Annotated in this window: 12 protein-coding genes and 1 pseudogene; 10 read left to right on the top strand and 3 right to left on the bottom strand. The window is 54.8% G+C overall.

Features of this window, described 5'->3' with window-relative positions; all coding sequences use genetic code 11:
• Positions 1-254 precede the first annotated feature (254 nt).
• The 10 genes from zorA1 to CKW24_RS17890 all read left to right on the top strand — a co-directional run bounded on the left by zorA1 (position 255) and on the right by CKW24_RS17890 (position 19,487).
• Entirely contained in the window at positions 255-2,447 is a 2,193-nt protein-coding gene (gene zorA1 / locus CKW24_RS17935; protein ID WP_095169501.1) for a type I Zorya anti-phage system protein ZorA1, read from the top strand.
• A gap of 13 nt (positions 2,448-2,460) precedes the next feature.
• Positions 2,461-3,204, top strand: a complete 744-nt coding sequence (zorB1, locus tag CKW24_RS17930) for a type I Zorya anti-phage system protein ZorB1 (protein WP_095169500.1) — start codon at positions 2,461-2,463, stop codon at positions 3,202-3,204.
• Positions 3,201-4,829 (top strand): type I Zorya anti-phage system protein ZorC, encoded by a 1,629-nt coding sequence (zorC, locus tag CKW24_RS17925; protein ID WP_095169499.1) that lies wholly within the window; start codon positions 3,201-3,203, stop codon positions 4,827-4,829. Before zorB1 ends, zorC begins: the two co-directional genes overlap by 4 nt.
• Positions 4,829-8,077 (top strand): type I Zorya anti-phage system protein ZorD, encoded by a 3,249-nt coding sequence (gene zorD / locus CKW24_RS17920; protein ID WP_095169498.1) that lies wholly within the window; start codon positions 4,829-4,831, stop codon positions 8,075-8,077. Before zorC ends, zorD begins: the two co-directional genes overlap by 1 nt.
• Before the next feature lie 374 nt (positions 8,078-8,451).
• Positions 8,452-11,010 carry a type I restriction-modification system subunit M gene (locus CKW24_RS17915; protein ID WP_256585499.1) on the top strand — a complete coding sequence of 853 codons (2,559 nt, stop codon included), beginning with the start codon at positions 8,452-8,454 and terminating at the stop codon, positions 11,008-11,010.
• Positions 11,001-12,227: a restriction endonuclease subunit S gene (locus CKW24_RS17910; RefSeq protein ID WP_095169496.1), complete on the top strand. Its 1,227-nt coding sequence runs from the start codon at positions 11,001-11,003 to the stop codon at positions 12,225-12,227. The genes CKW24_RS17915 and CKW24_RS17910 overlap by 10 nt, the downstream gene beginning before the upstream one ends.
• Positions 12,224-13,633 carry a DUF262 domain-containing protein gene (locus CKW24_RS17905; RefSeq protein WP_095169495.1) on the top strand — a complete coding sequence of 470 codons (1,410 nt, stop codon included), beginning with the start codon at positions 12,224-12,226 and terminating at the stop codon, positions 13,631-13,633. The genes CKW24_RS17910 and CKW24_RS17905 overlap by 4 nt, the downstream gene beginning before the upstream one ends.
• The gene (locus CKW24_RS17900) at positions 13,626-15,599 is read left to right on the top strand and encodes a DUF262 domain-containing protein (protein WP_095169494.1); all 1,974 of its coding nucleotides are present in this window, start codon (positions 13,626-13,628) and stop codon (positions 15,597-15,599) included. The genes CKW24_RS17905 and CKW24_RS17900 overlap by 8 nt, the downstream gene beginning before the upstream one ends.
• A 19-nt stretch (positions 15,600-15,618) precedes the next feature.
• Complete coding sequence (locus CKW24_RS17895; protein ID WP_095169493.1) at positions 15,619-18,771, top strand: type I restriction endonuclease subunit R; 3,153 nt, start codon at positions 15,619-15,621, stop codon at positions 18,769-18,771.
• Positions 18,771-19,487 (top strand): M48 family metallopeptidase, encoded by a 717-nt coding sequence (locus CKW24_RS17890; RefSeq protein ID WP_095169492.1) that lies wholly within the window; start codon positions 18,771-18,773, stop codon positions 19,485-19,487. The genes CKW24_RS17895 and CKW24_RS17890 overlap by 1 nt, the downstream gene beginning before the upstream one ends.
• A gap of 58 nt (positions 19,488-19,545) precedes the next feature.
• On the opposite strand, the gene CKW24_RS17885 is transcribed toward CKW24_RS17890, so the two are convergent.
• The 3 genes and pseudogenes from CKW24_RS17885 to CKW24_RS28665 form a co-directional block, all read right to left on the bottom strand.
• On the bottom strand, positions 19,546-19,821 hold the full coding sequence (locus tag CKW24_RS17885; protein WP_095169491.1) for a hypothetical protein: 276 nt from the start codon (positions 19,819-19,821) through the stop codon (positions 19,546-19,548).
• Positions 19,818-20,798, bottom strand: a complete 981-nt coding sequence (locus tag CKW24_RS17880) for an integrase domain-containing protein (protein WP_095169526.1) — start codon at positions 20,796-20,798, stop codon at positions 19,818-19,820. Before CKW24_RS17880 ends, CKW24_RS17885 begins: the two co-directional genes overlap by 4 nt.
• Positions 20,776-21,127 (bottom strand): annotated as a pseudogene (locus CKW24_RS28665) (hypothetical protein). Before CKW24_RS28665 ends, CKW24_RS17880 begins: the two are co-directional and overlap by 23 nt.
• Positions 21,128-21,283: the final 156 nt, after the last annotated feature.

The raw sequence follows: 21,283 nt of genomic DNA, 5'->3' as shown, positions 1-21,283 counted from the left end.
GGCTTTACGACGGTCAAGGCTCAGGCTAAGGTGCTGGCATAAGGACATGATTTTCTAACATTTGTCCACGGAAGGTTCCTGATCAGTCGTAGTGAAACTACCGCCCCTTCCTTTCCGACTTTGTTGTGCCCTGAAAAACGCGTGCCGAGCAAGGTGCTGTCATCGATCACCAACGGGATTGGCGATTGACGCATCAATGTGGTTGTTGCAAGCGTCCCGAACATCAAAAAATTGCTAAATTGAAGGCGGAAAGTATGGATTTTTCGACGCTGTTGCATCTATGGGGTGCAGCAAGCTCCGAGCAGCTGATCGCGCCAATAACGGTAGTTGGCTTCGTTTTCATTTTGTGCGCTTGGTACTTTGTCCGTTATTTTTGTCCATCCTTCAAACTTAGCAGTCAGCTGAAAAAACTGACTAAACGTGTGCACGGTGTGAAAGCGCTCGCCCCGTCTCAACGGCGCTCTGAATTGGAGCAACTGTTCAATGGAAGCAAGCTGGAGCACTCTTGGCACGAATACGCTGAAACGCTGCACGACCAGTTTGAGTTTCAAGAAGGCGAACAGGTCCTTGTCCGGTCGCGCGCCACCGCCGGAGCCGCGCATTTTTTCTCACCTCAAAGCGTGGTTGATACACCGCTGGGAACTGAGTTCTATAAACACCTACCTGGTATTTTGACCGGCATCGGTATTGTCGGAACCTTCTTCGGCTTGATGCTAGGCCTACAGCATTTTGATCCAAGCACCCCTGAGCAGGTAAATGCCAGCGTCGATAAGCTGCTCAAGGACGTGTTGTTTGCGTTCATCGGCTCCTTTATTTCAATCATGGCCTCTATAGCCGTCACGATTACTGAAAAGTGGCGTCTGGGCCAATGCTACAGGCTCCTTGAAGCGTTCAACGAAACCATCGACGGGCTTTTCGACAGCGGCGTCGGTGAGGAATATCTAGCGGAGCTTGTGCGCTCGAGTGCTGAAAGCTCCGTGCAAACCCGTCAGCTCAAGGACAGCCTGGTAACCGATCTGCGGGAAATGCTGCAGAACCTCGTTGATACCCAAGTCCGCGAAAGCCTCAAATTAGCGGATACCTTGTCAACGACTTACCGTGACTCTGGGCAGTTGTTGGCCGATCAGGTAAGCAGTGCGATTGAGAACAGTCTCAAATCCCCCCTTGAAGCTATCGCGGGTGCGGTTCAGGCCGCCAGTGGCGATCAGTCAGGACAAGTACAGAACCTTCTTCAGGATGTTCTAGTTGCCTTCATGAACAAGCTGGAAGGTACGTTCGGCCAACAGTTCAACGGTCTACACGAACTGATGGGCCAGTCCGTTGCCGCCATGCAGTCGATGCAGCAAGGCTTTTCGACGCTGATCCAAGATATGCGTTCGGCTAGCGAGTCATCGACTCAAAACAGCTCGACCATGATTGCCCAGTTACTCTCCGATATGCAGGCCGGACAGAACGCCATGCAAGCGGGGATGAACGAGATGCTCGCCAATCTCCAGGCTTCGGTTGCCCGTATCGGCAACGAAGGGGAGGGGGCAGGTGCTCGAATGGCCGAGCAGTTGGAGAAGTTGTTTGCTCAAAGCGAGGCTCGCCAACAGGCAATGGCTGAGAATCTCCAGGCTTTTGTTGAGTCGATCAAGCAGAACATCGGCCAAGGTCAACAGGAAACCATGGCGAAAATTGCGGGCTCCGTTGAGGTGCTGGGTGAGCAACTCTCGGCAGTCTTCAAGCAATTGGAGCACGGCCAGCAGCAGATGGATCAAACCACCCGCGCTGCACAGGCTGACCTGCATCAAGGCACCCGTGACTTGGTGGGCGGCCTTGACGAACAGGTCAAGGCGTTGCTGCAAACAGTGTCAGAGCAACAGAAATCTGCACAGGACACCGTTAAGGCATTGAGTGCCCAAACAGAGCAGCATTTGCAGAGCATGCAGCTAGGCGCAGACAAGATGCGGGCGGCGGCTGAGCGGTTTGAAACGGCCGGACAAAGCGTTGCGCGTGCCAGTGAGTCGACTGCGGGACTGATGGGCACAGTCCAGGGCGCAGGTACTGAGCTTGCACAGGCATCACGTGAGTTGAACACCGTGGTCGCGGACTATCGAAACAACCGTGAAGCGCTGGCGAAAACTCTCGCGGTCATCGAAGGGGTTGTCGCAAGCGCACAAGGAGAGGCCAGCGGCCGCAGCCAGTATCTCCAGGACCTGAAGGTTCAAAGCGAGCGGATGCAGGCGCTTAACCGTGAAGTGTATGAATACCTGGAAAACATCAGTGGTGTCCTGGGTAACGGCTTCAAAGAGTTCGGTGATGGCATGGATCGGGTTTTGAGACAAACCCTAGGTAGCCTGGATGCCGAGCTCGATAAAGCAGTCAAGAGCCTCGCTGGCGGTGTAGAAGGGGTCAAGGAAAGTCTCGAAGACTTCGGCGACATCATGGAACGAATCAGGCAGTAACGGAGGCTAGTCGATGTTTGGTAAGCAAATGCCTTCGGCTGCCCGTTCAAAGGACGAGGGAGAGAAGCCTTTCTGGATCTCCTTCGCTGATTTGATGACCGCGATGATGATTCTGTTTCTCGTGGTCATGGTGGCGGCTTTGAGTTCTGTGACGCAGCGTATTAACCAGGCGGAGCAGGGGGAGAAACAGCGTAATAAGGATATCAGTCAGATCTGCGAGCACCTGAGCCTTAAGGCGAGGACTGCTAGCAAGACCATCGTCGTGGATTGCAAAGACAACCGGATTAGCTTCGGCGATGCAGGCCGCTTTGGGCATAACCAGTACGCACTGAGCAACGATGGCCAGTCGGCCCTTCAGGAGGTTGTGCCGATGATTCTGGACGCGGCTAACAGTGAAGAAGGCCGAAAATGGTTCAAACAGGTTGTGATCGAGGGATCGACAGACACCGACGGCTCTTATCTTTATAACCTGCACCTTTCACTGCAGCGTTCAGAGTGGGTGATGTGCAGCCTGCTCGATAGCCGCAGCCCGCTCCAAGTCGGATTGTCGCCGGAGCATCAACAGCAAATCAGATCGATTTTCCTGGCAGGCGGTGTGTCGTTCAACAATGCAAAGGACACCAAAGAAGAAAGCCGGCGAGTGGAGTTGCGCATGCAGTTTTTTGGCTTGAAGGAAAAGGAAGACAACCTCAAGCCAGAAGTCCCGGTTTTCAACAACACTGATATGGAAAAGTGTCAGTTGGCAATGAACCGATGACCAGCCCAATCGCGAGGCTTTCCGCCGCTATCAACCTGAGTCTTTCCGCGCATCGAACGGGGCCGGCGCCTGAACCGTTAGCGCGATTCCCCCGTCTGGGTGCTGCGGGAATTGATCTTTACGAACGATTCGAGCGCGCTGAAAAGGCCTTGCCACCACCTCAGGAAAAGCGCCGAGCTGCGATAAGCAAATTCCGCAATGTAATCCCGCTCAACGGCTCTGAATGGCGCTTGGTCTTCGCCGGCCTCTCGGACAAGAGTGAGCGAGTCGGGCCGATACTGGACGATGACCAGCTATATGCCCGAGTGCACAAAGAAATCCATCACCGTATCGAAAAACGAAGGCTGAGCCGCCGGGATTGGTTGGCGCTGTGCTTTAGCTACTTTGGGTACGAGGCCGCTACGCCTGACAAGAACGCCAATTGGTGTCTGTTGCGCGAAGACGTTCAGCTTGGCTTCGACTGCGTTAGAGGTCAGCAAAAGCGCGAGAAGGAATGGGTGCAAATCGTCCAGCAGCATCAGGAGCTTTTTTCCGAGCAGGCAGGTGCCAGGCTGGGTGAGCAGATGTTCAAGGGGGAGATCAGCGACCTTTCGGCACTGCAGACGATTGCGCAGATCCCTGATAGCAGTTGGCTGTGGCGCAGGATCTTTAGCGTACTTATCTCTCGCATTTTCATGTTGGATGACGCTGAGTTTTCTCAGCGCTTAGCCGACCTTGTCGATATCGGCCGGCAGCATCCGCGGTACATGAACGATATTCTGAGTGCATGCCTGTCGCGCTATCACGTAGCAGCTTATCGAGAAAAGCCGTCGTCGCTGCTCAAACAGGTCGCGCTCGACAATTGGGGCAGCCCTCAGATCCGCTCCAGGCAAAACAGCTGGTTGCAGTACGTTGAAAAAGACGTCTGTGCGATGGTCGTGGCGTGGTTCGCGAAGGAAGATCTGGAGCACTTCTTCAACTTGCTCAAAGGGGAAGCAGAGGTCGATCAATCACGTCTGCATTATTGGCTGCGCTTTGCTAACCAGATGAGTTACACCCGAATCGTCATGGGCTCGGATGCCTGGCATGACAGTGGGCGGGACTTCGTCCATTTTCGTGAAAAGAACAAAGGGCGCCTTAGCCGACTGGTAGGCGGTCCCGGTCATAACAACGCAGTCATCATGCAGATCGGGAACTATTTTTTCGTGGAGTTCTCCGGAACCGGTAATGCTTGCTATGTGTATCAAGCAGACAAGTCGCCTTTTAATCCAGATAAGTCACTGCTCGAGTTGGCTAGCGAACTGAAGCAGCCTAATCGTGCGCTGGATCGAATGCGGCATTCACCTGCACCTAGCCGTCCAAATCGTATAGAGGGTTGGCTCAGCAAATTTGATGATGCCCTCGAGAAATGGGGTATTCGCGTGCAGAGTCAAGCCGGCACGACAGGGTCATCCAAACCCATGGCATTGGAAGACCAAGTCCGTGACGCTCTGAAGTCGGTCCGGCACAAAATTTATGACCAGCGCGCACGCGGCGGCGCGTTTCAGGTCCAGCTTGATGACAACGATCTGGCCGCCATTGCTGCGCTCCAACGCCTGGGCTTCAAGCCTGTCAATCAACAGCCACTCCGGTTCTGGAGGCAGTAATGCTCAAGCGTTTCCTCTCAGGCATTGGCCTACAGCCGAATTCGGCGGTAGAAAATACTGAGCCTGTTTTTTCCATTGAGGAGCAGGGCATTTGTTATCCCCTGAGCTTGGCGGAGAATACGGAGTCCTGGCCGCTGGCAAGCTATCTGGATCAGTTGGAAGAAGAGGAGTTCGTCTCCCAACTCAGCGATCGCTGGCTCCTGACGTGGGATGAGCTCTATCGGCTTCTAGATGAGCCAGAGCACTTAACAAGTCTGCCGCTATTGAGGTTGCCGCCAAAGACAGCTCTCATTCCTCAACTGAGCAGCCGGGGCAGCCTTGCCTCCGACGATTTCAAAGTCTCCATCAGTGGATGGCGCGACCCGCAATCCAACGCAAATGTGCAGGTGCAGCGTACGGGCGCTATCGTCCAGCGCCACGGAAAAATGGAGATTTTGCCTGAGTCGTGCTGGAAGCTGACCGGTGCGGTACGGCAACTTTACCTGGCTCAACAAAATGAGCTGGGTGAAGTAACGAACCAGATCGGCTGGGCCAGCATCAGGAAGTTGGCACGCAAGGCTGGTGCCGGTATGGATGGCTTCCTGGATAAGACCGTCGTTATCAAACCTGAAAGCCTGCGGCTCAACCCGCGAAAATCGACAGTAGGTAATACGCCGGTTATCGAGCTGCAACCAACCTTCGAAGGCCAGCCGGCAAACTGGCTTGAGAGTTTCGACGGTGCCAATCAAGTTCAGGATCGATACCGGGTGACCGGTGATGATGGATCGTTGACCCACGTCCTGATTGAGCCTGAAATCAAATCTGTTCTGGACTATGTGCGCTCATTGCCCGGGCGTCGGGTCGCTGGGGACGATGCGCTTTCCTTCGTCCGCAACCCTTACAGCGCACTCGGCGAAAGTGCCGCGCAAGTGCTGGATGCCGGGACCTATGAAGACGAACTGGCCGAGGCCGGGATTTTCTTTCACCGCTTTCATCTGGAACCCAAATTGGATGAAGCGGGACAGCACATTGAGCAGGTAAACCTGACTCTCGAACCAGTCTCGCCAACCCCGCAGCCGCCCATCGAAGTTGAATTCAAAGCGGCTTATGAACTCGCGCCGTTCGTGCATGAGTTGCAGCTGAAATTGGCCGCTGGCATGCCAGCTGGTTTCTGGCAGGGCTATGAGCTGGAGCTCAGCGATTTTGATTTGCGCCAGTTGGCAGGCATCAGCGACCTGCTTAAACGTTGGCAAAACGAAGCGGCCGGTATTGAGTTCGACTCAGTCCTGGACCTGTCTCTATACGGCGACCGTGTGACTGGCATTGGGGAAGCGGAAAAAATAACTTCGCCTTTCCTCGTCAAAGAGGCAACAGAGAACTGGTTGCCGAAGGATGTGGCGGCACTGGGCATTGACGCAGAAATCCTTGGGCGTTGGGATCCTTCCAACCGCGCTCAATTTGAAGCGTTTGAGCAGCGACTGGACGAAGCTCGCGCTGCCGGAGATGAAACGGTCTGTTTGCCAGAGTCCGAAACCCCGCTCTCGATCGCTGCCGCCGAGCAACTGTTTGATGCCTGGTCCAAGAAGATCGCCCCTGTCGAGACCGGTCTGGTCCAGCAACAGGAAAAGGTTGGCCGCGCCGTGCTGCAAATCGGCCACAACATTGACGAACCGACCTACGTTCAGATTCGTCAGGCAGCTTTACGCGCCGCTTTGGACGCAACGCCAGAATTGCCCGGCTTGCTCAAGCCGGAAGTCGTCTTGCGTGAGCACCAACTTCAAGGCGTCGCGTGGTTGCAGCATTTATTCCGCTTGTCCCCCTCGGACGTGTCAGGTTGCTTGCTCGCTGATGACATGGGGCTTGGAAAAACGATCCAGTTGCTCACCTTCCTGGTCTGGTACCTCGAACAGTACCCAGAGGACAAGCCAACACTGATCGTCGCCCCGGTTTCGTTGCTTGATAACTGGGAGCGAGAGCTTCACCGGTTCTTCTTCGCTGATGCGCTGCCAGTGCTAAAGCTGTATGGCTCAGCCTTGAGTGCAGTGAAGTTCAAGAAGGAAGAAATCCCTGCCGACTTGAAAGCGAAAGGCATCAAGAATTTGCTGCGCCCAGGTTGGATGGGCGGCGCCCGAATCGTCCTGACGACTTACGAGACACTTCGCGATCAGGAGTTTTCCCTGGCGCGCCAGCAGTGGTCGATCGTCGTGTGCGATGAAGCGCAGAAGCTGAAGAACCCCGCGGCACTGGTGACTCAGGCGATCAAAGCCATTCCGGCGAGATTTCGAGTGGCGTGTACCGGTACGCCCGTCGAGAACACCCTGATCGATCTGTGGTGTCTGTTCGACTTCATTCAGCCAGGTTTTCTGGGGGGATTGAACCAGTTCGGTCGCGAGTATCAGCGCCCAATCGAAGCCGCGTTGGAGCGTGATACGGTTGCCCTGGAGCGCCTGCGTGGGCTTATCGATCCGCAGACTTTGCGGCGCACCAAGCAGGACATTGCCAAGGACCTGCCTGCCAAAATTGAAGATACGGCATGCCGTTCATTGAGCATGCACGTCTTGCAGCGCAATCTGTACCTGTCCGAAATATCCGCGTACAGCCAGAAGCAGCAAATCGAAGAACAGCTCGATCAAAAGACCTCCGGCATGCTCGGGTTGCTGCACAAGCTCAAGCTCATTTGTGCCCACCCGTATAGCGTGCAGCCAGATACGCGACTGCGCGACAACTCGCCGAAGCTGCAGTGGTTGATGCAGACGCTTGAGTCGATCAAAAAAGCCGGGAACGGCGACAAGGTCATCGTCTTCACCGAGTTGCGGGATATCCAGCGGGAGTTGCAGCACTCGATCCAGGAGCATTTCGGGTTTCGGGCGACCGTGATCAATGGCGATACCAGTACGAGCAGTCAGAGTGCCAATAGTCGGCAGAAGCTGATCGACCAATTCCAGGAGCAGCCTGGTTTCGCAGTGATCATTCTGTCGACCATCGCCGTCGGGTTTGGGGTGAACGTGCAGGCGGCCAACCACGTCATTCACTTCACTCGTTGTTGGAACCCGGCCAAGGAAGATCAAGCGACAGATCGGGCTTATCGGATTGGGCAGGAGAAGGATGTGTATGTGTACTACCCGACGGTTCGGGATGCACAGATGCCGACGTTTGAAGCGACACTGGATGAGTTGCTCAGTAAACGACGAGCGTTGGCGCGGGACATGTTGAGCGGGGCTTCGGAGATTCAGGTTTCGGATTTTGAGGCGCTGCTGAAAGCACGCTGAGCCCGCCTGCGGAAAATCAGTGCTGGGCGATATGTCAATTATGGGTACAAGTAAGTTCATCCTTAGCTTTGCAAATGATCAAAAAAACAGCGAAGTGACGCCTGCCTGGCGGCATAGTGCCATCGGTATGTGAGCGGATCACTTACCTGTGCACACGTCCAGTATTGGCGCCGAAAGCTCAGTGACTTACTGTTCGCGGCATCCAAGTCTGCCGCCCACTTTCTGCGACTTTCCGGGTGATTGATTTGTGGTAGTGGATGAAGACCAGAAATAAGGGCGAAATGCTGGCCCGACGAAACCGCAGTAGATAAGGTTCACCCATTAATCGCAGGTAAAGCTCCGCTTCGTTACAAATATCCGTCGACCCCCGTCTAATGCCTGCGCCATGGACATATTCCCGAGCGCGTAACAGGGGGCGCCTGCGCACTTACTCTTTACCCCAGTCAGGATTGCCAATGGCTATCAAGAAATCCGATCTTTACTCCTCCCTCTGGGCCTCGTGCGACGAGCTGCGCGGTGGGATGGATGCCAGCCAGTACAAGGACTACGTCCTGTTCATGCTGTTTATCAAGTACATCTCCGACAAGTACGGCAACTCGGATGACTTCGCGCCGCCGGTCAATATTCCACCGGGTGCCAGTTTCAAGGACATGGTTGCTCTTAAGGGCAACGCCGATATTGGCAATAAGATCAATACACAGATCATTCAGCCGCTGATTGACGCCAATACCCGGCTAGCCCGCAGTGATTTTCCCGACTTCAACGACCCGAATAAGCTCGGCGAGGGGAAGGATATGGTGGAAAAGCTCACCAATCTGGTGGCCATCTTCCAGAAACCCGAGCTGGATTTTTCGCAGAACCGTGCTGACAACGACGACATCCTCGGCGACGCCTACGAATATTTGATGCGCCACTTCGCCAGCGAAAGCGGCAAGAGCAAGGGGCAGTTCTATACCCCCTCTGAAGTCAGCCGCATCATCGCCAAGGTCATTGGTATTAGCCCGGCCAATGCTGTGGGGTCTACAACTGTGTATGACCCCACCTGCGGTTCAGGCTCGCTGTTGCTGAAAGTGGCAGATCAGGCCGGCAAGCACATCACCTTGGAAGGGCAGGAGATGGACGTGACCACCGCCGGTCTCGCCCGCATGAACATGATCCTGCATGACTTCCCAACCGCCAACATTTTGCAGGGCAACACACTGTCCACGCCAAAGTTCAAGGACGGTGAGCAGCTGCGTACCTATGACTACGTAGTGGCCAATCCGCCGTTCTCGGTCAAGTCCTGGAGCGTCGGCCTGACACCCGCTAAAGACCCGTACCAGCGTTTTGCCTGGGGCGAGCCGCCGGCCAAACAGGGCGACTATGCCTTCTTGCTGCACATCATCCGTTCGCTGAAAAGTACCGGTAAAGGTGCCTGCATTCTGCCCCACGGCGTACTGTTTCGCGGTAATGCCGAGGCGGTGATCCGTGAGCAGTTGGTGCGCTCTGGCTATCTGAAGGCCATTATCGGCCTGCCGGCCAACCTGTTTTACGGTACCGGTATTCCTGCCTGCATTTTGGTGCTGGACAAGGAAAACGCCGGTGCTCGCAAAGGGGTTTTCATGATCGATGCCGCCAAAGGCTTTATCAAGGACGGCCCGAAGAACCGTCTGCGCGATCAGGACGTGCACAAGATCGTCGATATCTTTATCCGGCTGGATGAAAGTGACCCGCGTTACGCCCGCATGGTGACCTTTGACGAAATCAGCGATCCGAAGAACGATTTCAACCTTAACCTGCCGCGCTATGTCGACAGTACCGAGCCTGAGGACATTCAGGATATCGACGGCCATTTGCGCGGTGGCATTCCCGAGCGTGATATCGACGCCTTTGACAGCTACTGGCAGGTGATGCCAGCGCTGCGCGCGGCGTTGTTCAAGCCGGCCAACCATCCCGGTTACTTTGAGCTGGTCAGCCCTGAGGTGAAATCGGTCATTTTCGGCCATCCGCAGTTCAATGCCTTCAAAGCTGGCGTGGATAAGCTGTTCAACCAATGGCTGGCGGACAGCACCCCTCAGTTGAAAAGCTTTGCAGTCAACAGCCACCCTAAAGAGCTGATTGCCACACTGTCCGAAGACCTGCTCATTGCCTTCGCCAAAGCGCCCTTGCTCGACCATTACGACATCTATCAGCACCTGATGGACTACTGGGCCGAGACCATGCAGGACGACTGCTACCTGATCAGTGCCGACGGCTGGAAGGCCGCCGCTAAAGCGCGTGAAATCCTCAAGGTAAAGGATAAGAACAACAAGCTGGGTTGGGCTGAGAAGCCTGACTACTGCCAAGGCAAGCGCCGCTTCAAGTCGGACCTGATTCCGGTCGAGATTCTGATTGCCCGCTATTTCATGGCCGAGCGCAACGCTATTGAAGACCTTGAGGCCCGGCTTGCCAGCGTTGAGCAAAGCATGAGTGAAATGCTTGAAGAGCACAGCGGGGAAGATGGCTCGCTCAGCGAAGTGGTCGAAGGCGAGGGTGACAAGCAGAAGATCACCGCCAAAGCGATCAAGACACGCCAACGCGAGATTGGCATGGATCCGGATTATGAGGATGAGTTCAAGGTATTGGCCGAATACGACGCCTTGATTGATCAGCAAAGCAGCCTTAAGGCCAAGCTCAAAAAGGCTGAGGAAGACCTCGAGAACAATATTCACGCGAAATACCCGCTGCTTGGCGAGGACGAGATCAAAAGCTTGGTGGTGGATGATAAGTGGGTCGCCACCCTGGCCGCTGCCGTACAGGGCGAACTCGACCGAGTCTCTCAGACTCTGACCGGACGCATCCGCGAGCTGAGCGAGCGCTACGCCACACCGCTGCCACAGCTCACCGATGAAGTGGCCATGCTTGCCAGTCGTGTGGAAGAACATCTGAAAAAGATGGGGGCGGTATGGCAGTGAAGGCGGGCTATAAGCAAACGGAAGTGGGGGTAATTCCAGATGATTGGGATGTCTCTACGGTCGGAGCAGAATTCGAAATTAAACTCGGCAAGATGCTTGACTCGGAAAAGAACGTCGGAATACCTAAGCCCTACCTAGGTAATAAATCGGTTCAGTGGGGGCGAATTGACCTCAGTGACCTTCCAACTGTTCCGATGACTCGTGCAGACCTTGAAAAATATCGCCTTCGAGATGGTGATTTGCTGGTGTGCGAAGGTGGTGATGTCGGGCGTGCTGCGCTTTGGAATTCGCCGTTGGAGGAATGTTATTACCAGAAGGCCCTTCACCGTCTGCGACCCCTTCGCGGTTTCGATTCACGGCTCATGGTCGAGTTACTTCGTCAGTGGTCTGATCGTGGACTGCTCGCGAATTATGTAACTCAGACCAGCATCGCGCATCTTCCCCGTGAGAAGTTCATGGGAGTACCTATGCCTGTTCCTCCCGTCCCGGAACAACGTGCCATCGCGATGGCGTTGAGCGATGTGGATGCACTGCTGAGCGCGTTGGAGCGGCTTCTCGCCAAGAAGCGCGACCTCAAACAGGCCACCATGCAACAGCTCCTCACCGGCCAAACCCGTCTTCCTGGGTTCTATGAAGAATGGATGGTGAAGCGGCTGGGGGATGTTGCTCGAATTCAGCGTGGAGCCTCACCGCGTCCAATCGATAGCCCAGTCTGGTTCGATCAGAACTCCTCCGTCGGATGGGTACGCATCTCAGATGTGACGAAGTCGGGGATGTACCTTCGCGAAACTACACAAAGACTCTCACCATTGGGCGTTCAACACAGCCGTCCAGTCGCCCGGGGAAGTCTTATCATGAGCATCTGCGCTACCGTTGGTAGGCCTGTCATCACTAAGATTGACGTATGTATTCACGACGGATTCGTCGTATTCGACGATCTTCAAGCAGACAAGCTGTTTATTTACTACACGCTGAAGTGGATCGAGCAGGATTGGTCTAAACATGGTCAAACCGGTTCGCAGATGAACCTCAATACAGGCCTGATTACCGGCACAGAGTTCTCGCTTCCACCCCTGCCCGAACAAGCTGCCATCGCCGCCGTGCTGTCCGATATGGACGCCGAGCTGGCTACGCTGGAGCATCGCCTGGTCAAAACCCGTGCCCTAAAGCAAGGAATGATGCAAGAACTGCTAACCGGAAGAACCCGACTGCTATGACAAACCTGAGCATGGACGCGACCCCAGCGCAGCAGGCTACCGAACTATCCAGCAAGATCATCAGCGTTTACGAACTGCTCATGGATTCTGCGCTGGATATTCCCCAGTACCAGCGCCCCTACAAGTGGACTGGCAAGAACATCAATCAACTGTTCTCCGATATCGCCATCCATAAGGACAAGTCCGCCTACCGCTTGGGTACCATCGTGTTTCACCAGGAAAGTGGGACCAGGAACATCGTCGATGGCCAGCAGCGGACCATCAGCCTGCTGCTGGCAGCCCGTGCGTTGATCCAGCGGAACAAAGAAGAAAAACTCAAACGCAAAGACTTGCGGGATCGCTTGCTTAATCTTGAACAAGCGATGGTGAACCCAACCTTTACCAGCGAGATATCGCAGAAGAACATCCATAGCAATTACCTTGAGGTGGCTCGCATCGTTTCCCGTGCGGACTTCACCGAGGCGCATATCGACTTCTTCCTGAACAAGTGTCAGGTCGTGGCGGTGGCCTTGAACGATGTGTCGGAAGCTTTTCAGTTCTTCGATTCGCAGAATGCGCGTGGCCGGGATCTGGAGCCTCATGACTTGCTCAAGGCTTACCATCTGCGTGAGTTCAGTCCGCGTGACGAGCCATTGAAGGCGGCCACAGTGGCGCATTGGGAAAACAGTGACACTGAGGCGTTGGCCACACTGTTCTCGCAATACCTGTACCGCATCCGTAATTGGTCGAAAGGGGTTTCGGCGCGCTACTTCAGCAAGGATGACAGCGACTTATTCAAGGGCGTGAATATCGATACGGTGGCCAGCTATCCCTATGTGGAGCAGCTGCGTATCGCCCACCATTTTGTGGATAACTACAACGGGCAGTACGAGCGCAAGATCGACTCGCGCGAGCTTGGTTTTCCCTTCCACCTGGATCAGATCATCATCAATGGTCGGCGCTTTTTTGAGCTGATCAGCCACTATCAGGGCAAAGTGGCGCGGATCAGCGCCGAGTCCTGGAACGGGCATGAGCTGGTGGGTGCTGAAGGGCTGGATGGCTATGCGAAAAGCATCATGAAAACCCTCAATAGCTACCCGGCAAGAACCCGCGCCGGTGATTGCTACGTACGGGCGATGTTCGATTGCCTGTTGATTTACTACATCGACAAGTTCGGTCACGCAGATATCTCCCGGGCCATCGAGAAGATATTCATCTGGGCCTACAGCCTGCGCCTGAAGATGCAGGTGGTGCAGCTGGCCAGCATGGATAACCACGTGTTGGAGAACAATCTTTTCAGGTTGATCAAGGAAGCCACACGTCCTGCTGACTTTATTAATTGCAGCCTGTCGGTATTGAGCGGCCAGAAGTCAACCAGAACCGATGAGATCGAAGCTCTGTTCAAGGCGATGAAATACTATGAGTAGCGAAATCAGTCAGCTCTCCATCAAGGCGCTGCTCAGCGGTCGGGACGAGTACGTGATCCCGATGTATCAGCGCAATTACGCCTGGGAGGAGGGCGAAATCACGCAGCTGATTCAGGACGTGATCGATTGCCTGCCGAAGAAGGACGATAAAGCGCGCAATTACTACATTGGCACCTTGGTGGTGTATGAGCGCCCGGACAGTAAAACCCCGGTATTTGAAACCATTGACGGTCAGCAACGCCTGACGACCCTGTCGTTGCTGACGTCGTATCTGAAAAACACCAAGGCTGTCGAGCTTGCCTGGTATTCAAACCTGAGTATCCACTTCGATAGCCGCGAGCATTCGCGCGCAACCTTTGCCGCCATCTTCGAGAAGAAGTTCAACGACGACCCCGCAGAGGTTTTGACCAAGAAGCAGATCAATACCGGCATCCTCAATGGCTACCGCCTTATCCAGAAAGTCTTGCCCCAAAAACTGAATGAGAACGACGTTACGCCTCAGCAGTTTGCCGACTACCTGTTCCGCTATGTGCAAATCATGCGGGTGAAGGTACCGACGGATACGGACCTGAACCATTACTTCGAGATCATGAATAACCGCGGTGAGCAGCTGGAAAAGCACGAGGTGCTCAAGGCGCGGATGATGGAGCAGTTGCAGGGCTGCGAGCAGAGTCAGAATTGCCTGCATGTGGTATGGGAAGCCTGCGCAAACATGGAGCGCTATGTGCAAATGGGCTTCACGCCTGGCCAACGTGGCAGCATTTTTGGCGAAGGGGACTGGGGACAGTTTCTACTCGCTGACTTCGATTCACTTCGGGCTGTACTACACAAAACTCAGGAGGTGACTGCCCGGCAGGACACTCGCATGACCCTTGATCAGATCATTGCCAAGGTTCCGGCCGCTGCGAAGCAGGGTGAGTCAGGTGAGGAGGCGCAAGATCGCTTCAACACGGTGATTAATTTTCCCAACTTTCTATTGCATGTACTGCGTGTCGATACGAAAGCGGACATCCCATTGGATGACAAACGCCTGCTCGATACTTTTGAAACCCACGTGCTTAAGGAACCCGACCCTGTTGCGGCAGTGAAGCGTTTTACCTTTAGCCTGCTGCGTTGCAAGTATCTGTTTGATCAATATGTAATCAAGCGCGAGTTCATCAAGGGCTCGGATGGTTGGAGTCTCAAACGCTTCAAGTGGAACAAAGGCGGCGATCACAGCAGCACTGGTCGCGGGAGTTATGTGAACACCTTCGGCGAAGAGGACGGCAATGAAGGCATCAACCGCCGCATCCTGATGTTGCTGTCAGCGTTTCATGTTTCTACGCCAACGCTGGTTTACAAGCACTGGCTGAATGCGGCGCTGCGCCACCTGTTTTATGTTGAACAGATTGACGCTCAAGTTTATCTGCAGCACATGGAGTCGGTCGCCAAAGCGTTTGTCTTTGACCGCTTTCTGGCCCAAGAGGCAGGCCTGGATTACTTTGCGATGATCTATACCAACCGGGGTATCTGTCAGACACGCGGCGAAAGCATTGCGGCAGACAAGATTGAGTCCAGATTGACGTTCGGCAACATTGAAAACAACCTGGTGTTCAACTTTCTGGATTACCTGCTTTGGCTTGAACATAGGGCAGAGGAGTCGGTTAAATCCTACGAATTCACCTTCCGTAGTTCGGTTGAGCATTATTACCCGCAGAATCCATTAGACGGACAGGCTCGGCTCGACGCAGACACGCTTAATTCGTTCGGTAATTTATGCCTGATCAGCCACAGCAAGAACTCTCGCCTGAGCAATTTCATGCCTGCGGCCAAGAAAGAGTTTTATAGGAACAACACCATCGATAGTGTTAAGCAGCACTTGATGATGAAGACCGAGCCTTGGGATGCCGACGCCATACGCGTCCATTCCGAACAAATGAATAACGTGTTGCTCAACAGTCTCGTCAGCAAACACGTAACCGAATAAACCCTGCAGGATGCACTTGATGATTCAACAACCTCGCTCTGAACGTCGCACCCAGAATCGTGTTTTGGCTTTGTTTACGGACAAGTCGCGGCCTGATTGTCTCGACTACGACTATCTGGGTGAGTGGAGCAAGCGTGGGCAGAACCGCAACATTGAAGTCGAGCTGCTGCAGGCCAATCTGAAGCAGCGTGGCTACTCCGATGCACAGATATCGGCGGCGCTGCAAAAGCTGATAACAGCGGCTGATTCCACGGGCATCACGCTGTATCAGGCTAATTTGCGTACCTACCAACTGCTGCGTTACGGCGTACCAGTACAGGTAGCCGTTGGGCAGGCCCACGAAACGGTGCATCTGATTGATTGGGAGCACCCTGAGGATAATGACTTCGCCATTGCCGAAGAAGTGACCTTGCGCGGTGGTCATGAGCGCCGCCCTGATTTGGTGATTTATCTGAACGGTATCGCCATCGGTGTGATTGAGCTCAAGCGTAGTTCGGTAGAAGTGGGCGATGGTATTAACCAACTGATCACCAACCAGGAGGAAATCTTCAACCAGGGTTTCTTCAGTACAGTGCAGTTGGTTTTCGCTGGCAGTGACTCTCAGGGCTTGCGTTATGGCACGGTGACGACCCGTGCCGAGTTCTTTGTCGAGTGGAAGGCTGCAGCGGTAACCCTGGAGTCAGTAGATTTGAATGTGGCGCGCGAGATGCCCCTGCACTATCCGTCGCTTCCAGGTACAGAAGTAGCGCAGTCTGGCTACTTGCTCGATGGCCCGTTGGCACAGATGTGCGAGAAGTCGCGCCTGCTTGACCTGATCCGCAATTTCATCATCTTCGATGCGGGAATCAAAAAGGTTCCTCGCCCTCATCAATACGCCGCAGTAAAGGCCGCACAAGAGAGGGTTCGGCGTAAAGAGGGTGGGGTTATCTGGCATACCCAGGGCAGTGGTAAGAGCATCCTGATGGTGCTGATCGCCAAGTGGTTGCTGGAGTATGATCCTGAGGCGCGCATTCTGGTTATTACTGATCGCGATGAGCTGGACAAGCAAATATCCGGGGTGATGCGTAATGCCGGGGTAATCGGTAACGACTCGCCCTCGCCACGCATTACCTCCCGCGCCGATCTTGTACAGAAGCTCTCAGCTGCCGCACCGCGCCTGCTTTGCGCATTGCTGCACAAGTTTGAGCCTGATCTGAGCGTACCGCCGCCGCCCATGCATGGGCACTTCTATGTATTCGTGGATGAATGCCACCGCACCCAAGGCGGTGATATGAACAAGCAAATGAAGCAGTGGCTGGCCAATGCCCTGTTTATTGGCTTTACCGGTACACCGCTGCTGCGTAAGGACAAGCAGACTACGCGCGATGTGTTCGGCACTTACATCCATACCTACAAATTCCATGAAGCCGTGGCGGATAAGGTGGTGTTGGACCTTAAGTATGAAGCGCGCGACGTACCGCAGCGTTTGACTTCGCGGGACGGAATCGATGCATGGTTTGAACGAGCAACCAAAGCTCTGAATAACTACCAGAAATCGATCCTGCGCAAACGATGGGCCACTATGGAGTCGCTCATGAGTGCTGGTGAGCGTAAGCAGCGCATCGTCGCTAGTATCATTGAAGATTTTGGCTTAAAGCCACGACTGAACAATGACCGAGGGGCGGCCATTCTGGTGGCCGCCAGCATCTATGATGCCTGTCACTACTTTCGGTTGTTTAAGAACACCTATTTCGGCACGTATTGCGGCATCGTCACGTCCTATGAGCCGAACCACAACGCAATTTCCCGCGAGCCGAAGCAAAGCGATGAGCGTTACAAGTTCGATACCTACACGCAGTACGTGCTGAAGCCGGGCCAGACCACCACCGCTTATGAAGAAGAGACCAAGCGTCGCTTCATTGAGGAACCGGCCAACCTGAAGCTACTCATCGTGGTCAGCAAGCTGCTGACTGGCTTCGATGCACCTAGTTGCTCCTACATCTATCTGGATAACGAGCTGCGGGACCATAACCTGTTCCAGGCAATTTGCCGCACCAATCGGCTCGATGGTGATGACAAGGACTTTGGCTATATCGTCGATTTCAAAGAGCTGTTCGGCGACGTGCAAGACGCCATTTCGGTGTACACCTCTGACGAGCTGGATGTCGACGCAGGCAGCGGGGGCAGTAACAACGTTGAGCTGAAGAATTGGCTGGTCGAGGGGAAGAAGCAGCTGGATGCTGCCCGTGAGGCATTGAGTTATTTGTGCGCCCCCGTGGCTCCGCCGCGTGAGGTAGAACAGTTTATCCACTATTTCTGTGGTGCCGCCGCTAACGCCAATGCGCTGGATGGGACCGAAGCACTGCGGGTGTCCTTCTATAAAATGGTGGCTTCATTTGTGCGGGCGTTTGCCGACTTGGCGCAGCACCTGACAGAAGCCGGTTACTCGGCTGCTGAAGCCGGCAAGCTGCAGACTGAAGTGCAGTTCTATGCAGACCTGCGTGAGGCGATAAAAAAACACTCCGGCGAAGAATTGGATATCAAACCCTTCGAATCGGACATGCGGCATCTGCTCAATACTTATATTCAGGCAGACCACGCCGATCCGATGAACACGGTCGATAATTTTTCGCTGGTTGAACTGATCGTTCAGACTGGCGTTCACGATGCCATCGCCAAAAAGCTCAATGCCAAAGGCAACCTTTCCAAGGGGGCGATTGCCGAAGGCATTATCAACAACGTGCGCAAGACCATCATTCGTGAACAACTGACAGACCCGAAGTTCTACGAGGGTATGTCACGGTTGCTTGAGGATCTGATCAAACAGAGTCGTGAAGATGCTGCCGCTTACGAGGAGTTTTTGCGCAAGGCCGAGGCGCTGGTCAGACAGTTGGGGCAGAAAGGACCAGGAAGCTCTCCCGCTGCATTGAACGGGCATCGGGAAGCCATCGTGTTGTTCAACAACCTGGACAGCATTGCAACGACCACCTTCCAGTGCCCGATAGATGAAGAGGCAAAGGTGAAACTGGCTTTGGATATTGATCTGGCGATGCGCGGATCGGCCCCTTCATCCTGGCGAGGAGACCCTGCGCGGGAAGCGCAGGTTCTTAATGCGCTGTTTCCTCTGATGGGGCGTGACCGTGTAGCAACTTTGGCAATATTCGAGATCATCAAGAACCAACAGGGATATTGATGAACGAGATTATTGAGCTGGGCGATATTTCAATTTCGGTGACCAGGAAAGACATCAAGAATGTCCACCTGAGTGTGCACCCGCCAGAGGGGCGGGTAACGTTAGTTGCCCCAACAAGCACGCGGATTGAAGTCGCTCGGGCTTATGCTATTTCCAGGCTGGGCTGGATCCGCGAGCAGCAGAGCAAACTGGAAGCGCAGGCGCGTGAGGCACCGCGTCAGTTTGTGGAAAGAGAAAGCCACTATGTTTGGGGTCGACGTTACCTGATGGTGGTTAACCACCAGGACGCCAAGCCATCGGTGGTACTCGACCACAAACGCATTACCTTAACTGTGCGCCCCGGCAGTGATGCGCATAAGCGTGCCGAAGTGATACATGAATGGCAGAAGCTGCAACTGCACGCCGTGGTGCCGGTGTTGATCAGGAAGTGGGAGCGTAAGCTGAAGGTGAAGGTGGCCGGTTATTACCTGCAGCGGATGAAAACCAAATGGGGCAGCTGTAACCATCAGGCAGGGAACATTCGACTGAACACCGAGTTGGTGAAAAAGCCGAAAGACCTGCTTGAGTACGTGATCGTCCACGAGATGGTTCATCTGCTTGAGCCCACTCACAATGAGCGCTTTATCTCGATCCTCGGGGAGCATTTTCCAACTTGGCGTGAGGCCCGTGCCGAGTTGAATGAGTTGCCGTTGGCTGCTGAGGTTTGGAAAGAGTGAGGTTGCACTAGCCCGATTGTAAGTGCGACTGGTGGGCTAGGCTAGGACTCGTCGAATATCACATCAGCAGCTCTCGGACTCTCCCTAATCGCTTCCAGAGCAATAGAGCTGTGAGTCGATAGTAATACCGGGTGGCGTCGGTATGGTCTTTCAGGTGCTGAGTGAGAAACCAGCGCAAATGCTTGAGCTGCCAGGTCCAAGGATTATCTCGCTGCCATCGCTGTTGAATGGCAGCTTGCATGATTCGGGCTTGCCGTAGGTGTCGTTGCTGGGTGGCCTTCGAGCCAGTCAGTACGCCGCTCAAGAACAGCGCCATATCGAAGGGCTTGGTCACGCTCGACCTCCAATGTAGGCCGAAACCACATCGTTCCGGTTATGCCCAAGCTCAAGGCTGATCTGTTGGCGCGCCAGTTGATCAAGGTCGCGGTCAATGCGATAGCAGTGGCCACGATTGACCGGGGCGGCATGGCCCGTGAGCTGCTCGTAACGCTCGCAAGCGTAGGCCGCTCGCAGTTCATGAAAACCCTTCAGTCCGTGTTCATGCAGCGTTTCGCGGGCAGGGAGTACGGTCTGTTGCAGGAATACGGCGTAGCTCTCGTCTCGGGCCAGCAAGTTGCGGCTGCCGGGCGGCGACGCATGACGAGCCAACTGCAGGGCCGCTTTCACCTCTTCATTGGCCACGATCCAGCGCGGCGCGGAAGCCCCTGAGCGGCCGCCTTTGGTGCCGTCCTGGATATTGATGCGGCCAAAGTGCTCGGCTTCGCGGTGCAAGCGTGGCAGGTCAGCCAGAATCGCTTCGCGCAGGCGCATACCGGTTGTTCGGGCCAAAAGGACAATCGCGGCCACCCGCTCGTGTTGCTGTTTGCCAAGCGTCTCGAGTACTCGCCGCACCAGTTGGTGGTCTTGGCCGTCCGGCGCGCGGGTGCGTACGCTCGAGCGCTGCTGTCCTAACGCCTGGCTCGGACTGGCGATCCTGACGTCCTGATCACCGCGCAGCGCAGCGAGGGTGCGGTTGACGCTGCTCAGGCGGTTCTGCGCGGTGGCGATGCAGAGTTCACCTTGCTGGATCTGCTGGCGCAGATACGCGGCGTAGTCTTGTAGCGTCTGTCGATCGATCTGGCGCGCATCGTTGTAACCGGGACCGTCCTCTGATCGACACCAACGCACGAACGCTTGCCAGCGATCGCTATGCGCTTTGACCGTGGCGAAGTGGCCGCCGGCAAACAAATCTTTTAGCGCTTGTGAGCCGGCATAGCTCAGCTGGCGGCCATAGCCAAAGTTGCGACCCTCACGCCGACCGACCAGTGCTATCGTCATCACCGTTTTCGTTTGTTTGCAGAAAGCGGAGCAGGGCTTTCCAGTGGGGTGGCTGATCCTGTCCACCTGCTGCCAGTGTGTCGGGCGGATCAGGAGAGCGTTCTCGTAGTGTTGCAGCAGTGCTCCTCCTCAAGCAGTCGCTAGATCGGCCGGGCAAGGTGCTTAGGCTCCAGTGGTGGTGTGGCGACACTGGCGACAACCCGTGTCGTTTCTGGCCTAGCGCGTGGAGATAGGGTTGCGACATCTGCGGCAACACGCCGTGATTCAGGTTGTGATTGATGTTGCGCCTAGTCGCGGCGTACCGCGTCAGTGAGGCGAAACATGGCCGACCTCGAAAGTTTTTCCGTCGCGGCTGCTCAGCCAGCGATGAGTGATCAGCGCAACCATGGAATACCCAAACGGCTTGAGCTCAAAAATCCTCTACAAAACCCTGTAGCGCTTAAGCCCCTAATTTCACGGAATTCCAGGCACAAAAAAAG

Source organism: Pseudomonas sp. Irchel 3H3 (assembly GCF_900187635.1).
GTDB lineage: Bacteria > Pseudomonadota > Gammaproteobacteria > Pseudomonadales > Pseudomonadaceae > Aquipseudomonas.
The sequence above is the reverse complement of the archived record's forward strand: the minus strand, read 5'-3'. Positions and strand labels throughout refer to the sequence as shown.

Coding starts and splice junctions, on each gene's coding strand:
- zorA1 (WP_095169501.1), top strand. CDS start 255: ATGGATTTTTCGACGCTGTTGCATCTATGGGGTGCAGCAAGCTCCGAG.
- zorB1 (WP_095169500.1), top strand. CDS start 2,461: ATGTTTGGTAAGCAAATGCCTTCGGCTGCCCGTTCAAAGGACGAGGGA.
- zorC (WP_095169499.1), top strand. CDS start 3,201: ATGACCAGCCCAATCGCGAGGCTTTCCGCCGCTATCAACCTGAGTCTT.
- zorD (WP_095169498.1), top strand. CDS start 4,829: ATGCTCAAGCGTTTCCTCTCAGGCATTGGCCTACAGCCGAATTCGGCG.
- CKW24_RS17915 (WP_256585499.1), top strand. CDS start 8,452: ATGCCTGCGCCATGGACATATTCCCGAGCGCGTAACAGGGGGCGCCTG.
- CKW24_RS17910 (WP_095169496.1), top strand. CDS start 11,001: ATGGCAGTGAAGGCGGGCTATAAGCAAACGGAAGTGGGGGTAATTCCA.
- CKW24_RS17905 (WP_095169495.1), top strand. CDS start 12,224: ATGACAAACCTGAGCATGGACGCGACCCCAGCGCAGCAGGCTACCGAA.
- CKW24_RS17900 (WP_095169494.1), top strand. CDS start 13,626: ATGAGTAGCGAAATCAGTCAGCTCTCCATCAAGGCGCTGCTCAGCGGT.
- CKW24_RS17895 (WP_095169493.1), top strand. CDS start 15,619: ATGATTCAACAACCTCGCTCTGAACGTCGCACCCAGAATCGTGTTTTG.
- CKW24_RS17890 (WP_095169492.1), top strand. CDS start 18,771: ATGAACGAGATTATTGAGCTGGGCGATATTTCAATTTCGGTGACCAGG.